At 43.1% G+C, this 14,848-nt stretch carries 15 protein-coding genes; 12 read left to right on the top strand and 3 right to left on the bottom strand.

Annotated features, from left to right (window positions below; translation table 11 throughout):
• Positions 1-50 precede the first annotated feature (50 nt).
• Positions 51-1,010: a lysylphosphatidylglycerol synthase transmembrane domain-containing protein gene (locus tag BLU33_RS04180; RefSeq protein WP_091369652.1), complete on the bottom strand. Its 960-nt coding sequence runs from the start codon at positions 1,008-1,010 to the stop codon at positions 51-53.
• A 308-nt stretch (positions 1,011-1,318) separates the two neighbouring features.
• Here BLU33_RS04180 and BLU33_RS04175 point away from each other — a divergent pair, with 308 nt between their 5' ends.
• The 3 genes from BLU33_RS04175 to BLU33_RS04165 all read left to right on the top strand — a co-directional run bounded on the left by BLU33_RS04175 (position 1,319) and on the right by BLU33_RS04165 (position 3,733).
• Entirely contained in the window at positions 1,319-2,188 is an 870-nt protein-coding gene (locus BLU33_RS04175) for a carbon-nitrogen hydrolase (RefSeq protein ID WP_091369650.1), read from the top strand.
• Between the two features lie 116 nt (positions 2,189-2,304).
• A complete protein-coding gene (locus BLU33_RS04170) occupies positions 2,305-2,658 on the top strand; it encodes a four helix bundle protein (RefSeq protein WP_091369648.1) in 354 nt (117 codons plus the stop codon).
• Between the two features lies 1 nt (position 2,659).
• Positions 2,660-3,733 carry an agmatine deiminase family protein gene (locus BLU33_RS04165; RefSeq protein ID WP_091369646.1) on the top strand — a complete coding sequence of 358 codons (1,074 nt, stop codon included), beginning with the start codon at positions 2,660-2,662 and terminating at the stop codon, positions 3,731-3,733.
• Here the strand turns inward: BLU33_RS04165 and BLU33_RS04160 are convergent.
• Complete coding sequence (locus BLU33_RS04160) at positions 3,730-4,452, bottom strand: hypothetical protein (protein WP_091369644.1); 723 nt, start codon at positions 4,450-4,452, stop codon at positions 3,730-3,732. The genes BLU33_RS04165 and BLU33_RS04160 overlap by 4 nt on opposite strands.
• 199 nt (positions 4,453-4,651) lie before the next feature.
• Between BLU33_RS04160 and BLU33_RS04155 the strand changes: the two genes are divergently transcribed.
• The 6 genes from BLU33_RS04155 to BLU33_RS04130 all read left to right on the top strand — a co-directional run bounded on the left by BLU33_RS04155 (position 4,652) and on the right by BLU33_RS04130 (position 9,190).
• Entirely contained in the window at positions 4,652-5,047 is a 396-nt protein-coding gene (locus BLU33_RS04155) for a LiaF transmembrane domain-containing protein (protein ID WP_091369642.1), read from the top strand.
• Between the two features lie 12 nt (positions 5,048-5,059).
• On the top strand, positions 5,060-5,941 hold the full coding sequence (locus BLU33_RS04150; RefSeq protein ID WP_091369639.1) for a LiaF transmembrane domain-containing protein: 882 nt from the start codon (positions 5,060-5,062) through the stop codon (positions 5,939-5,941).
• Positions 5,942-5,964: 23 nt separating this feature from the next.
• Positions 5,965-6,300 (top strand): DUF4288 domain-containing protein, encoded by a 336-nt coding sequence (locus tag BLU33_RS04145; protein ID WP_091369637.1) that lies wholly within the window; start codon positions 5,965-5,967, stop codon positions 6,298-6,300.
• 22 nt (positions 6,301-6,322) lie between these two features.
• Complete coding sequence (locus BLU33_RS04140; protein WP_232009390.1) at positions 6,323-7,354, top strand: sensor histidine kinase; 1,032 nt, start codon at positions 6,323-6,325, stop codon at positions 7,352-7,354.
• Entirely contained in the window at positions 7,351-8,097 is a 747-nt protein-coding gene (locus tag BLU33_RS04135) for a LytR/AlgR family response regulator transcription factor (RefSeq protein ID WP_091369634.1), read from the top strand. The genes BLU33_RS04140 and BLU33_RS04135 overlap by 4 nt, the downstream gene beginning before the upstream one ends.
• A gap of 115 nt (positions 8,098-8,212) precedes the next feature.
• On the top strand, positions 8,213-9,190 hold the full coding sequence (locus BLU33_RS04130) for an integrase core domain-containing protein (RefSeq protein WP_091369631.1): 978 nt from the start codon (positions 8,213-8,215) through the stop codon (positions 9,188-9,190).
• A 719-nt stretch (positions 9,191-9,909) separates the two neighbouring features.
• Here the strand turns inward: BLU33_RS04130 and BLU33_RS04125 are convergent.
• On the bottom strand, positions 9,910-10,905 hold the full coding sequence (locus BLU33_RS04125; protein WP_091369629.1) for a fumarylacetoacetate hydrolase family protein: 996 nt from the start codon (positions 10,903-10,905) through the stop codon (positions 9,910-9,912).
• A gap of 836 nt (positions 10,906-11,741) precedes the next feature.
• On the opposite strand from BLU33_RS04125, the gene BLU33_RS04120 reads away from it, so the two are divergent.
• From BLU33_RS04120 to BLU33_RS04110, 3 genes are all read left to right on the top strand, one after another.
• Positions 11,742-12,899 carry a homogentisate 1,2-dioxygenase gene (locus BLU33_RS04120; RefSeq protein WP_091369626.1) on the top strand — a complete coding sequence of 386 codons (1,158 nt, stop codon included), beginning with the start codon at positions 11,742-11,744 and terminating at the stop codon, positions 12,897-12,899.
• A gap of 76 nt (positions 12,900-12,975) precedes the next feature.
• Positions 12,976-14,100 carry a 4-hydroxyphenylpyruvate dioxygenase gene (gene hppD, locus BLU33_RS04115; RefSeq protein WP_091369624.1) on the top strand — a complete coding sequence of 375 codons (1,125 nt, stop codon included), beginning with the start codon at positions 12,976-12,978 and terminating at the stop codon, positions 14,098-14,100.
• 76 nt (positions 14,101-14,176) lie between these two features.
• Positions 14,177-14,830, top strand: coding sequence for a DNA alkylation repair protein (locus BLU33_RS04110; protein ID WP_091369622.1), 654 nt, complete (start codon positions 14,177-14,179; stop codon positions 14,828-14,830).
• Positions 14,831-14,848: the final 18 nt, after the last annotated feature.

Below are 14,848 nucleotides of genomic sequence, written 5' to 3'. Positions count from 1 at the left end.
TAATTCTTGATTCTTACGAAGTATAAACGCAAAACTAATGAATAAGATTGCTATTCCTTTATTTCTTGTACTTCTTCGGCTTTTGGCAGGCCTGCGGTAAGTCGGCTAGGGCGCAATAAATAATAAATGCCCGTTAATGCAACCAGTAACGATATAAGGTAGAACGATATACTGATATATATTCCCAACCCTGCATCAATATGAAAATAAGTAGCTGATTTTTGAAAAACCAATTCACGGGCACCTGCACCGCCAATGGTTACAGGCACAACTGCTGCTATTGCCGAAATAAGGAAAGCTAACAGGTACGGAGCAAACTTCCCGGTGAAATCCTGCCCTAAAAGTACCATGATAATGGTCATTACCTGTAACGACTGCACCAAAATAGCTTTGGCATGGCCTGTAAAAAAATGACGGCCAAAATCTTTGAAGAACTTCATCACCACCAAATAGTAAACAACGCTACCTACAGCAAAAACGCCAAGCGGGATAGCCATGTGAATAGGTATTTGCGGAACAAATATTTTAAGGCAAACAATAATCAATCCGATTGCCCATAAACCGCTCAGCCTGTCAAATAATATGGCCCAGAAAACTTTCTTAGCAGGCAATTTATAAGTTTTATTCAGCAGATAGATCTTGTAACCATCGCCCCCGATGCCACCCGGCAGCAGGAAATTATAAAATATACCTAAAAGGTACAGCCTGAAATTAAACTTAGGATCCAGCTTTAAATTTATGGATTTAAAGAAACTTAGTAACCGCCATGACGAGGCAACCATCGACAAAAAATAGAAAAATACGCCGGCCAGCATCCACCAGTAATTAGCGTTTATCAGCCTTGCCTTTACGTCGCTAAAATGAACCTTACTAAATACGTAATAAAGTAATGCCGAGGTAATGGCGATTTTTAATATGAGTTTGGTCGCGCTCCAAAGCCTGTCTTTCCAGGTTTTGGGCTTAACCTCTTCTTCCACCTCGTTTACAATGGAGTCTTCAATTTTTGTCATGCGGCTGCAAAGCTAATTATTTTTCGCATCAAGATTATTCCTAAAGCATTGTTTTGTCATATTGATAATAAGATATTTACATTAATTTTTTGTTTGATCAGAGCCACAAGTATTTTTTTTAACCCTAAGCAACCATTTAGTTAATTAATTGACTATGTGCCGATTCAAAAATATCTTTTATTTCACTACATCATAAAACAGGTTATAAACAATTGTTAAACAGGTGAATGTCAACACAGCATAACCTTTTTGTTTTTTAATATAGCCCTAACTTTAAAATCTTATTTTTGCAGAAATTTAAGCGGTATATGAGTAATGTAAAAGTAGGCCTGGTGCAGATGAGCTGCACTGCCGACAAACAACAGAATTTAGATAAGGCAATTGCTAAAGTAAGGGAAGCGGCCCAACAGGGCGCGCAGATAGTTTGTTTACAGGAGCTGTTTACGTCTCTTTATTTTTGCGATGAGGAAAATTACGACAACTTCCAGCTAGCCGAAGCTATTCCTGGCCCATCAACCGACGCGATATCAGCCGTAGCTGCCGAATTAGGCGTTGTGGTAATTGCGTCGCTTTTCGAAAAACGTGCTATGGGCGTTTACCATAATACAACCGCTGTTTTGGATGCTGATGGCACTTACCTTGGCAAATACCGCAAAATGCATATCCCCGATGATCCGGGTTTTTATGAAAAATTCTACTTCACCCCCGGCGATCTGGGCTACAAGGTTTTCAAAACCAAATTTGCCACAATCGGCGTGCTTATCTGCTGGGACCAATGGTACCCCGAAGCTGCCCGCATTACCGCTTTAATGGGTGCCGAGATATTGTTTTATCCAACCGCCATAGGCTGGGCAACCACACAGGATGAAGCCACCAATACCGAGCAATACAACGCATGGCAAACCATACAACGCTCGCACGCGATTGCAAACGGCGTACACGTGGTAAGCGTTAACCGCTCAGGCCATGAGGCAGGCGTTGATTTCTGGGGCGGATCATTCGTTGCCAATCCGTTTGGCCGGGTGCTTTACCAGGCATCGCATACCGACGAAGAGATCATTGTACAGGATCTTGACCTCAATAAATCAGATTACTACAGGAGTCACTGGCCATTTTTGAGGGACAGGAGGATTGATTCTTATCAACCGATAACGAAGAGATTGATAGACGGAGATTAATTTTAGTCCGAAAGTCGGGAAGACCGAAAGTCCGAAAGTAAAAAACGAGTAATTTTAGTCCGAAAGTCGGGAAAGACCGGAAGTCAGAAAAGAGAGAAAATAATAGAGGAGCCTAAATGAGTTTTAAGTTTGAGAAATTATTGGTTTGGCAAAAAGCTGTCGACTTATCAAGTGACATACATACTTTAACTAAAACTTTCCCGAAAGATGAACTCTTTGTATTAACCGCACAAATAAAACGGGCCGCCGATTCTGTATCATTAAATATTGCTGAAGGATCAACAGGACAATCTAATGCTGAGTTTAATAAATTTTTAGGCTACGCCTTACGGTCGGATATTGAGGTTGTCGGATGTTTATATCTTGCTCAAAAAAGAGATTTAATTAAAGAAGATACTTTTAGAAAACTATACCAGCAATGTGAAGAGATTTTCGTTATGCTAAACTCTTTACGAAATACGCTAAAATAATATGGCAGCAAATCAAAACTTCCGGACTTCCGGACTTTCCGACTTTCCGACTGGTAGTGGCTTCCACTTCCCCGCTGAATGGGCACCACATACTGCTACCTGGCTGAGCTGGCCTCATAAAGAGGAATCATGGCCGGAGAAGATCGGCATGATATACAGCAAATACGCTGAGTTTGTTAAGGTATTAACCGAAGGCGAACTGGTGCGCATAAATGTAGTTGATGAGCAAATGACTGCTTTTGCTAAGGAGCAATTGCTGGCTGTTGGTGTCGATCTGACTAAAGTTGAATTTTTCGAATTCCCAACCAATGATGCCTGGTGCCGCGATCATGGACCAGCGTTTTTGATCAATAGCGATACTAAGGAGAAAGTTATCGTCGACTGGGGTTATAACGCCTGGGGTGGCAAATATCCACCGTTTGATCTGGATGATGTTATCCCAACCAAAATAGGCGAGCATTTTGGCTTGCCGGTTTATAATCCGGGTATTGTGATGGAAGGCGGTTCGGTTGATTTTAATGGCAAAGGCACTGTGTTAACCACCACCGCCTGCCTGCTGAACGAGAACCGCAACCCGCATCTCACCAAAGAACAAATAGAACAATACTTGCAAAATTACTACGGTGTTGAGCAGGTGCTATGGCTGGGCGATGGCATTATAGGTGACGATACCGACGGCCATATTGATGATATTACCCGCTTTGTAAATGAAGATACCGTGGTAACCGTTGTTGAGGATAATCCTGAAGACGAGAACTACCACATATTGCAAGAAAACCTGGAAATCCTTAAAACCATGCGCCTGCTGAATGGCAAACCACTCAATATTATTGAACTGCCAATGCCCGATCCTGTTATTTATGACGACCAGCGTTTACCTGCCTCCTACGCTAACTTTTACATCGGCAATGCGGCTGTAGTTGTACCAACCTATCGTTGCGATAAGGATGCCATAGCGCTTGAAATACTGCAGCAATGCTTCCCCGACCGTAAAGTTGTGGGTATTGATTCTACCGATATTATCTGGGGATTGGGTAGTTTCCATTGTTTGAGTCAGCAGGAACCGGCGGTTTAGTTTTTGGTAACGACAAACCAGGGAATATGCAACAGGCCTTGTTTAAAGTTTACTTTTACGGTATCGCCTATTGAGGTATGGTCATATAACCAACCATCAATTTCTTCTTCCCTAACTTGCGGCATCGGCCCCCAAGGTGTTAAGGTTAGATACCACGCGTCATGTTTACCCCGATGCTCTCTATGACCAAGTATTATAGCATTGTAACTTTTTGGATATGAATAATCAAATGCGCAATTGATTTGTCTGGTGCTGCCATAAGCATACATTAAGCCTATAGCTGTTATAAAAATTGCATCTATCCTGATCTTTCCTACAAATGGGTTAATACCAACTATATAAAGAGCACTTAAAATAATTATACTGATAATGATAAACGGTAACCAAAGATTCGTTGTTTGAAATAAAGTATAATCATCTAACGACTTAAGAAATACAAATAATGAAGTAATTAAAAAGCCGATGTTTATTGAACCATATATTCTGCTTTTGTCATCAGAAATAAGTTTAATTCCTCCTTTCCCAAATAATACAAGTACAATACCCAATATCGGATACATAAGTAATGCTATTAAACCATTCTTATCTTTATCGGAAAAGAGTCCAATAAGCCCCACAATTATACCTATAACATTGTAGGCCGCGGTTATATATTTAGCTTTATTAGCGGGTTTTTCCTTATCGCTTTCCGGGATTTCTAAGTTTGTACTTTGTAACATTATATAGGTTTAAATTTCTCCTAAAAATAAAATAAATCCTCAATACACATCAGAATATTTTATCGGGCAATCAATCCCGCCAATTTTTCACCGACTATTTTTCCCAACTCACCGACATCTTTATTCATACTACCAATATTGCATAGGGTGGCCCTGTTATGCGCTGTACATTTGGTTAAGATTTAAAATTAGAAAGATCATGGAAAATCAAATAAACAATCCACAACCAGCACATAACGCTAAGACCACAACAGGTATGATTTTCCTGGTAATAGGCCTTGCCCTATTGTTTAAACATATAGGTTTCTTTTTATTCCCGCACTGGCTTTTTAGCTGGCCGTTAATATTAATTATCTTCGGCTTATATGTGGGCGCCAAACATAATTTCAAAAAAACCAACTGGATTATTTACGTTATGCTTGGTGTTATATTTTTATTGCCTAATATTATACCGGCTTTAGGTGCAGGCACCATTTGGCCATTGTTGCTGATAGCTTTTGGCGTACACCAGATCATGAGGCACGACCAACGCTGGAACGGCGCTCATTGGGAAAAACGCAATGACAGCACTACAGGCAACATTAACAACATTTAATAAAGAAATATCATGAGTGACAATATAGAATATCCAAAAGAGCCCGGTAAAGGCAAAGTATTTGCCGGACTTATTTTGCTGGGGATAGGTATCATTTTCCTGTTCCAGCAACTCGACTTCTTCTTCTTCCCGCACTGGTTGTTCAGGTGGCCCATGTGGCTTATCATATGGGGATTATTTGTAGGCGCCAGAAGCAATTTCCGTAATTCCTCCTGGCTCATTATGCTGCTTATAGGCTGTGTTTTCTTACTGGATGATGCCCTGCCCGATTACAATGTGCATGCCGCAATATGGCCGCTTGCCATCATCGTATTCGGCATATGGCTCATAGTTAGGCGCAGCCATCCCGGCGACCAGGATAAATGGAGCCGGAAATGGGAAGATAAATGGAACAAACACCAGTACCGCAGTGATAACCCTTTCGAACCTGTAATTACCCCGGTTACCCCGGTTGATGCACCACAGGATCCCGCAGGAACCGGATCGAGCGCTAATACAAGTACAGGCTCAACAAATATCCCGCCTACCGGCAGCTATAAAAGTGCATTTTTAAAGGGCGATGATTATTTAGATACCGTATCAGTTTTTGGCGGTGTTAACAAAACCATCCTCTCAAAAAACTTTAAGGGCGGCGAAATAGTGAACATTTTTGGCGGTGCCGAACTTGATTTTACCCAGGCCGATATACAGGGCCGCGTAGTAATTGATATTACCCAGATATTTGGCGGTACCAAGATCATTGTGCCATCAAACTGGCAGGTAGTATCAGATATGGCAGCCGTGTTTGGCAGCGTTGATGATAAACGCATCAAATCAGCCGGAGCAGATGGCAGCAAGGTACTGGTACTAAAAGGAGTTTCAATTTTTGCCGGCGTAGATGTACGCAGCTATTAATTAAGATTAAAATTAGTTTGATTATGAATTGGTACGTAGCAAAATTAGTTTTCAGGGTGATCAGCGGCGATGGTAACCATCATGCGCAATTTGATGAACAATTAAGGCTCATAAATGCCGATAGCGAACATATAGCCTTTGAAAAAGCCAGCCATATAGGCCACGCAAATCAGGATAGCTTTTTAAACAACAATAAGCAAACCGTACAATGGCAGTTTATTGATGTAGCCGAACTTAACCAGCTTGGCGAACTTAAAGATGGCACCGAACTGTATTATAACATACATGAAACACACGATGCCGATCTGTACATAGCATGGGCACACCATAAATCGGCCCTTTTAGGAATGAAAAATTAATTAACCAACTATACTGTAAGTTTTGGCTTTATTATCAATATCATCATCACGACTATACGGCTTACTGATAGCCTGCGGCCTGGCATGGACTGCCCTGGTTGCCTATATAGTGCATGATTTTGGTTTTATATGGTATATAGCCTTAACTGATGGTATTGTAAGTTCCATATTATTAGCGGCCGCCTGCTGGCTCATCAACAACAACCTGCGCTACTACCAGCCGGGTAAGGGCAGCTACATAAACTTATTAATGTGGTGCCTGGCACTGGCCGGCATTTGTACCGCAGGCTGCAGGTGGATAATCCCCTACCTAAGTATCAGCACAGTTTATATTCACTTTTTGTCGCAATCATTAACCATCCGTTTTTTTACCGATTTTTTGGCGATAGGCTGGATGGCTATGATCAGTATGCTATGGTACTCCCAACAGGATCATAAGCAAACTGAAAAACGTAAATCAGAAGCCGAAAAACTGGCCCGCGATGCGGAGCTGTATAATCTGCGCCAGCAATTGCAGCCGCACTTTTTATTCAACAGCCTTAACTCCATTAACGCGCTGATAGGTTTTAAGCCTGATGAAGCCCGCAAAATGATACACCAGTTATCCGACTTTTTACGTGGCACTTTAAAAAAAGACGACCAGCTGTTAGTGCCGTTGAATGATGAGCTACAGCATTTAAATCTCTATTTAGATATTGAGAAAGTGCGGTTCGGTCACCGTTTGGATACCGAGATCAGCTGCGATAAACATTGCGGCGAAGGCTTACTACCATCCATGTTATTACAGCCAATTGTGGAGAATGCCATTAAATTCGGCTTGTATGATACCACCGAAAAAGTAACCGTAAGCATCCGTGGCGAAATTGAGGGTAATAACCTGGTGATAATGGTACAAAACCCTTACGACCCGCAAACATCACGCCCTAAGGGCACCGGTTTTGGATTACGCGGCGTACAACGCAGGCTTTATTTGCTTTTTGCCCGCAACGATCTGATGGAAACCCACCAAAATGATAATATATTTACAACCATTATAAAAATTCCGCAGCTATGAAACGCGCCTTAGTTATTGACGACGAGCCATTGGCAAGAATGGTTGTATTGGAGTATTTACAAGCCTTTAACGACCAGATAGAGGTTATGCAGGAATGTAATGACGGCTTTGAAGGCCTGAAAGCTATCCATCAGTACCAACCCGACCTGATCTTTCTTGATGTGCAAATGCCCAAGATAAACGGCTTTGAAATGCTGGAGCTGGTGGAGAACCAGCCATCAGTAATATTCACCACCGCCTTTGATGAGTATGCCATAAAAGCATTTGAGGCACACGCTGTTGATTACCTGTTAAAGCCATTCAGCAAGGATCGTTTTAATAAGGCCGTTGAAAAATATCTGGCACAGTCGCCAAGCGTAAAACCCGCCAAACAGACCGAAGAACTGCTGGAAGCTGTTTCCCAGTCGCCGGCCCAGCATGAGCGTATTGTGGTAAAAACAGGCACCAAGGTAAAGATCATCCCCGTATCGGATGTGATATACCTGCAGGCTGATGATGATTATGTAAGCGTCTTTACCCAGGAAGGTTCCTACCTCAAAAACAAAACCATGAATTTCTTTGAGCAAACTCTCGACCCGCGCTATTTTGTGCGTGTGCACCGCTCCTATATGGTTGCCATACAGCAAATAACCCGTATCGATCCTTATGAAAAGGACAGTCACCTCGCCATCCTGAAATCCGGCGCTAAAATACCGGTAAGTAAAACGGGGTATGTAAAGTTGAAGCAGGTGTTGGGGATATAAAGTGATTTGGGATTTGCGGATGTTCGATTTCGGGTATTTTCCCCGTGCGTCATTGCTGTAAAGGTCAGATAATTCGGTAACAGAATTAGCTTTAAACAAATAAGCTAAGAAAGTTATGCGCAACATTAATAATGACCTCACATTAAAACGGAATTATCTGAATAAGTACCGTTTTCTGATCAGCGAATATGAGCAGGTTAAACGGGGTGAACATCTGAACTACAGGTTTGCCAAAGAGTTTTATGCGGCCCATGATACCGATCCAAGGAGTTTTTTACTGTATTATAACCGTTTTAAACAATCAGGTAATGAACAGGATCTGCTGCCTGCCAAACGAGGGCCAAAGTACAGTACACGACGCCCCGCTCCTGAAGATGAGCAGCAAGTACTTGACCTTCGGTTGAGGGGCTGCAATAAGTTCGAGATAGCCGACCAGTTTAAGCAAAAAGCTAATAACTTTACGCCATCGCCTTCAGGCGTATACAACATCCTGAAGCGGCACAATAAGAACCGTTTAACCGTCGCAGATAAAGAAGTAAAGCGAAAGATCATCAAAGAACGTATGGGCCAGTTAGGACATATTGACTGTCATCACCTGAGTAAAAGCGTGATCAGGGGACAAAGCAGGAAGCTTTACCTGATTTGCGTATTGGACGATTATTCCCGCCTGGCCTGGGCACAGGTGATGCCGGACATCACCGCGCTTACCACTATGTTTACTGCCCTGCATTGCATGCAGGCACTTAAGCGGGAGTTCGGTATCCAGTTCGAGGAGGTCATTGCTGATAATGGCCCGGAGTTCGGTACTTCCACCAGTTTGCAAAAACGCAACCATCCCTTCGAAAGAATGCTGATGGAAACAGGCATTAAGCGCCGTTATATGCAGCCTTACCGGCCACAAACCAACGGCAAGGTGGAACGCTTCTGGCGAACGCTTAAAGAAGACCTGATTGAAGATACAGACTTTGACAGTCTAGAAGAATTGGAAGACGAACTCTTAAAGTATCTCGTCTACTACAACTGGGAACGTCCACATCAAGGCATCAACGGCAAAAAACCTATCGATATGGCCTCCCTAAACAACAAAAAATAATACCTAATTCTGTTACCGAATTACTAAACCCTTACAATTGCGAGGAACGAAGCAATCCCTATGCTATACAGAGCGGGATTGCATGTCGTATCCTTGTCGCTTCGAATCGCTTGTCGCTAAGACGTCACTTTTTGTCTTGATACAAAAAGTAACCAAAAAAATCAAGTCAGTAGATTAGGCTTCTTTGCCGCACAGGCCTCTTTCCTGCAAATCAGGCAAAACCTGGGCTGCTATATTTTTACCCTGCTGTCGCTACACACCCGCCTTTACGCTTCTGTAAAAATCTGCTATGCCCTGCCACGCACAAGGCCACCATTGTTTTGCCTGATTTCGCCCGAAGCTGTTCTACTGACGGAAGATCCTCACCCAACCCTCTCCAAAGGAGAGGGCTTAAAAAAGCTTAAATGAACCGTGATCAAAAGCGGGTAAAGGCCCGACAAAAAGCGCGGGCCTGGGTGTTTTGCCTGTGGGCGGAAGGATCTTTTTGTCTTGATTTATTCATCTATTATTTGTTTTTTAATGGTATTCATGAGCTCCCTCCGGTCGGGTTTTGCTACCTTTTGTATCAAGACAAAAGAAATAGGCCTTAGCGGCTATGAGCGGCTACAGGCGATAGGTAACAAGCATCCCAGTTGCAAACTGAAAGATCATTCAGTACCCGCCGAAAACATCGTCATCTTAAGGCTTCTTTGCAAACTGAAGCTAGTAAAACGAGGGGATTATTTCTTCAATGCAAACAGGGAAAAACTACTTTCCGCTTTCTTAATAACATTCCCCAGCATCCCCAACCCCGTTACCTCCATTTCTACCAGATCATTAGGCTGCAGCCACTGGGCTTTATAGTTAGGATCATTGCGTAAACCGGTACCATTAAGTTCTAAAAAACAACCTGTGCCAACTGTGCCTGAGCCTATTACATCACCCGGCAGGATATCGCAGCCATAGGCACAGCGTTCAATGATCTCGGCGAAGGTCCACTCCATATCAGCCATAGTGCCTGCCGATACTTGTTTCCCGTTTATATGGCAAACCATTTTCAAGTCGTAAGCATTACCTGTATGACCGGGTTTTGGCGCAGTTTTATAAGCATCCAACTCATCCGGCGTTACCAGCCACGGACCAATCACCGTTGAAAAGTCCTTACCCTTTGCAGGGCCGAGGTTCAACAGCATTTCTTCCATTTGCAAGGTGCGGGCGCTCATGTCATTCATGATCATGTAACCGGCTATGTAATTATCCGCCTCAGCTGCTTTAATGTTTCTGCCTTTTTTATTTATTACGATGGCAACCTCCAGCTCAAAATCAAGCTTATCAAAATGATCTGGCATGCACTCAATTTCACCAGCGCCTTGTATGGCATTATGGTTGGTAAAATAAAACACCGGGTATTGGTCAAACTCAGGTATCATAGCCGCGCCACGGTTGCGCCTGCCAGCCTCCACATGCTGCCTGAAAGCGTAAGCATCACGGCATGAACTTGGGTGCGGAACAGGCGCTATCAACTCATAAAACAATTCTTCCTTGGCCTCCAGTTTGCCCGACTTAATATCGGCATTTACTTTTTTGGCCCGGTCCATCAGCTCATCGCCTCCCCACAAAAACTCGTTCATGCTATCAGGGAGCAACTTATCACACGAATTTAAATTATAGATATGCCCGTTTATGTAGATGCCCAGATGCTCCCGGTCTTCGGTTTTGTAGGATACTAATTTCATGTTTCAATTGGTTGGTAACTCAAAGCTAATGTTTTTGGTTGATGGGTGATGAGTGGTTGATTAAGTTTATTTGGTTGATCGGGTGAGTGGTTGATTAGTTGGATTAAGTTGATTGGGTTGGAATGTGTTAAGTGAGTTGAATAAATTAATATAAAGCTCTATCCTTAATCCTCTTTGCCGCTTGCGGTAGAGAGGGTCGACCAGCGAAGCGTAGTCGGGGTGAGTCAACGGAGCGCGTCGAAGTTCCGCGTTAGGGATGGCAGCGGATACCGGCCTGTGCATAAAGCCTGCAGGCGTATGAGCGTACAGCCCGGGCCGCAGGCAACGCCCAAGTTTAATGAGTAGAGAGTAATTAATCAGTGATTAGTTAAACTATCTTTAACCACTCATAATTCAAACGCCCTCCAACTTAAATAAACTAAATCTACCTAACCCTTTTATACCGCTACAACTAAACCCAACCCCATCAACCACTCACCACTTAACTTAATCAACAAATTAACCTAAGTATAATATTAATTCCCTAAATTCGTATAATTAACCATGAGCATACAAAGGCATTTTCTTTTCTCCCTTGGCCTCACTTCAATGAGTGATGCTTCTTCTTTCAGGGATGCTATGCTCAGTAAAATAGTATTGGCGCAATACTAATTACACTTTTTATTTTAAGATAAAAAGCACGAAAGCTATTTAAATTCAGCCAATTATCTTAAAACTATTCCCGCTTCTCAATCGTTTTATATTTTAAATGCTGATGGTTTTTAGTTGACTATAATCTCAACTCTTCTGCCTTTCAGCGTTTAAACGTTCTGAACAATATAAACCAATTATAGGCCATGCCCATTTATCATACATTAGGAAAAATTCCGCCAAAGCGGCATACACAATTTCGTAAGCCCGATGGTAGTTTGTACGCCGAAGAACTGGTATCAACCGAAGGTTTTTCGAGTCTCTATTCGCTTGTTTATCATGCTTACCCGCCAACAATTGTAAAGGAATTGGGTGAGCCATACAGCGTTGAACCCAAAATCGCCCGCGAAAAGCACCTGAAGCATACCAGCCTAATAGGCTTCAATGTGCAGCCCGAGGATGATTATCTCAAGAGTCGCAAGCCGGTTTTGGTAAACAACGACCTCCATATTTCGCTGGCTGCCCCGCGTACTTCCATGACTGATTATTTTTATAAGAACAGTCAGGCCGATGAAGTGGTGTTCATTCACCAGGGATCAGGCACGCTAAAGACTGGTTTCGGCAACATCAAATTTGTGTATGGCGATTACCTGGTGATACCACGCGGCACCATTTACCAGATGGAGTTTGATACGGCTGATAACAGGCTGTTCATTGTGGAGAGCTTCAGCCCTATCCGCCCGCCTAAGCGCTATCAGAATGCTTACGGACAACTAATGGAACACTCGCCCTATTGCGAGCGCGACATTAAACGCCCAACCGATCTGCAAACGCATGATGAAAAAGGCGATTTCAAGATCCTGATAAAAAAGCAGGGGCTTATCTATCCATATATCTATGGCACACATCCATTTGATTTTATCGGCTGGGATGGTTTCCATTACCCATGGGCGCTATCCATACATGATTTTGAACCGATAACAGGCCGCTTACACCAACCGCCACCAGTACACCAAACATTTGAGGGAAACAACTTTGTGATCTGCTCATTTGTACCGCGCAAGTTCGATTATCATCCACTATCGATCCCCGCGCCATATAACCACAGCAATGTGGATAGCGATGAGGTGCTGTATTATGTGGATGGTGATTTTATGAGCAGAAAGCATGTGGTAAAAGGGCAGATCACCCTGCACCCGGGCGGCATACCTCATGGCCCGGCACCCGGCGCTGTTGAGCGGTCGATAGGTAAGGAATCAACCGATGAACTGGCTGTAATGATAGACCCTTTCCGCCCGCTAATGCTGACGGATGAGGCCATAAGGATTGAGGACGGGAATTATTATAAGAGTTGGGCGGAGTAATTGATTTGAAGATGAAAACCAATCTTCAAATCAAAAAATCGCTCATTCACTAAATCACTCATTCACTAATTAAAAAATGCAAACACAAACAATAGATATACCAACAAATACAACTGATTTTTTACCCCTGAACGGTACTGATCACGTTGAATTTTATGTGGGTAATGCCAAACAGGCTGCCCATTACTATAAAACCGCTTTTGGCTTTCAGGACCTGGCTTACGCAGGGCCAGAAACAGGGGTGCGCGACAGGGCTTCATACGTTTTGCAACAAGGCAAAATACGTATTGTATTAACTACTCCGCTGCATTCTGATCACCCCATTGCGGAGCATATTAAAAAACATGGCGATGGCGTAAAAGTGCTGGCCCTTTGGGTTAATGATGCCTATGATGCCTTTAAGCAAACCACCAAGCGCGGCGCTGAACCTTATCAGCAACCGCAAACTTTAAACGATGAGTTTGGCGAGGTACGTACCAGCGGCATTAAACTGTACGGCGAAACGGTGCACCTTTTCATCGAACGCAAAAACTATAAAGGGTTATTTTTACCCGGCTATAAAGAACATAAAACAGTTTATAACCCAACTGATACCGGCTTATTATACGTTGACCATTGCGTAGGTAACGTGGGCTGGCACCAGATGAACCATTGGGTTGATTTTTATGCTGATACCATGGGTTTCAGAAACATCCTGACCTTTGATGATAAAATGATCTCAACCGAGTATTCAGCCCTGATGAGCAAGGTTATGAGCAACGGAAACGGTTATGTAAAGTTCCCGATAAATGAACCGGCCGAGGGTAAAAAGAAATCGCAGATAGAGGAATACCTTGAATTTTATGAAGGCGAAGGCGTACAGCACATGGCCTTAGCTACGCATGATATTGTGAACACAGTTACTGAATTGCAAAGCAGAGGTGTGGAGTTTTTAACCGTGCCTACTACCTACTATGATGAGCTTACCGATCGCGTTGGCCACATTGATGAGGACCTGGGACCGCTAAAAGACCTGGGTATATTAGTCGACCGTGATGACGAAGGATATTTATTGCAGATCTTCACCAAACCGGTTGAGGACAGGCCTACTTTGTTCTTCGAGATCATTCAGCGCAAGGGTGCAAAATCATTCGGCGCGGGTAATTTTAAGGCTTTGTTTGAGGCGATTGAACGCGAACAAGACTTGAGGGGAAATCTTTAACCCCCTAACCTCCTAAAGGGGGAATAAATTTATCAAGCCGGGTTATGCCCGGCTTTTTTATTTAATTTTAGTTTATATGACTGTAGACGAAATTCTCAATCAGCTTAAACAAAAATCCAACTCTACCTACCATGCAGGCATGCTACGCTTTGGCGTTGATAATTCAAAAGCGTTGGGCGTACCCATCCCGCAGTTACGGAAGTTAGCCAAATCATTAAAAAAGAATCATCAACTAGCACTGAAGCTTTGGGATACCGGCATACATGAGGCACGTATACTGGCTTCAATGATTGATGACCCGGCCCTGGTTGCCCCTGTCCAAATGGACAGCTGGACCAACGATTTCTACTCATGGGACCTGTGCGACCAGGTTTGCGGTAACCTGTTCGACCGCACACCATTTGCCATTGAAAAGGCATTGTTTTATACCACCCATCAGGAAGAATATATTAAACGTGCCGGTTTTGTATTAATGGCCGAGTATGCGGTGCATAATAAAACAGCTGCTGATACCGTATTTATTGCCCTGCTGCCCGTTATTGAGCGTGAAGCCTGGGATGAACGCAACTTTGTTAAAAAAGCAGTTAACTGGGCATTAAGGCAAATTGGCAAACGAAATGAGTTATTACGCGCAGCATCTATTGCTTCGGCAGGGCGGATATTATTGCAGAATAGCAAAGCCGCCAAATGGATAGCTACAAATGCTTTGAAAGAATTAGTGAATGAATGATTTGAAAATTTGATGATT

The sequence above is a fragment of the Mucilaginibacter mallensis genome (assembly GCF_900105165.1).
GTDB classification, from domain to species: domain Bacteria; phylum Bacteroidota; class Bacteroidia; order Sphingobacteriales; family Sphingobacteriaceae; genus Mucilaginibacter; species Mucilaginibacter mallensis.
Note: the sequence above shows the minus strand (reverse complement) of the source record. Positions and strands in the feature narration are given on the sequence as shown.

What these genes read in the sequence shown, in the direction of transcription:
- BLU33_RS04180 (WP_091369652.1), bottom strand. Translation starts at nt 1,010, where the DNA reads ATGACAAAAATTGAAGACTCCATTGTAAACGAGGTGGAAGAAGAGGTT.
- BLU33_RS04130 (WP_091369631.1), top strand. Translation starts at nt 8,213, where the DNA reads ATGCGCAACATTAATAATGACCTCACATTAAAACGGAATTATCTGAAT.
- BLU33_RS04120 (WP_091369626.1), top strand. Translation starts at nt 11,742, where the DNA reads ATGCCCATTTATCATACATTAGGAAAAATTCCGCCAAAGCGGCATACA.
- hppD (WP_091369624.1), top strand. Translation starts at nt 12,976, where the DNA reads ATGCAAACACAAACAATAGATATACCAACAAATACAACTGATTTTTTA.
- BLU33_RS04160 (WP_091369644.1), bottom strand. Translation starts at nt 4,452, where the DNA reads ATGTTACAAAGTACAAACTTAGAAATCCCGGAAAGCGATAAGGAAAAA.
- BLU33_RS04145 (WP_091369637.1), top strand. Translation starts at nt 5,965, where the DNA reads ATGAATTGGTACGTAGCAAAATTAGTTTTCAGGGTGATCAGCGGCGAT.
- BLU33_RS04135 (WP_091369634.1), top strand. Translation starts at nt 7,351, where the DNA reads ATGAAACGCGCCTTAGTTATTGACGACGAGCCATTGGCAAGAATGGTT.
- BLU33_RS04175 (WP_091369650.1), top strand. Translation starts at nt 1,319, where the DNA reads ATGAGTAATGTAAAAGTAGGCCTGGTGCAGATGAGCTGCACTGCCGAC.
- BLU33_RS04170 (WP_091369648.1), top strand. Translation starts at nt 2,305, where the DNA reads ATGAGTTTTAAGTTTGAGAAATTATTGGTTTGGCAAAAAGCTGTCGAC.
- BLU33_RS04165 (WP_091369646.1), top strand. Translation starts at nt 2,660, where the DNA reads ATGGCAGCAAATCAAAACTTCCGGACTTCCGGACTTTCCGACTTTCCG.
- BLU33_RS04150 (WP_091369639.1), top strand. Translation starts at nt 5,060, where the DNA reads ATGAGTGACAATATAGAATATCCAAAAGAGCCCGGTAAAGGCAAAGTA.
- BLU33_RS04110 (WP_091369622.1), top strand. Translation starts at nt 14,177, where the DNA reads ATGACTGTAGACGAAATTCTCAATCAGCTTAAACAAAAATCCAACTCT.
- BLU33_RS04155 (WP_091369642.1), top strand. Translation starts at nt 4,652, where the DNA reads ATGGAAAATCAAATAAACAATCCACAACCAGCACATAACGCTAAGACC.
- BLU33_RS04125 (WP_091369629.1), bottom strand. Translation starts at nt 10,905, where the DNA reads ATGAAATTAGTATCCTACAAAACCGAAGACCGGGAGCATCTGGGCATC.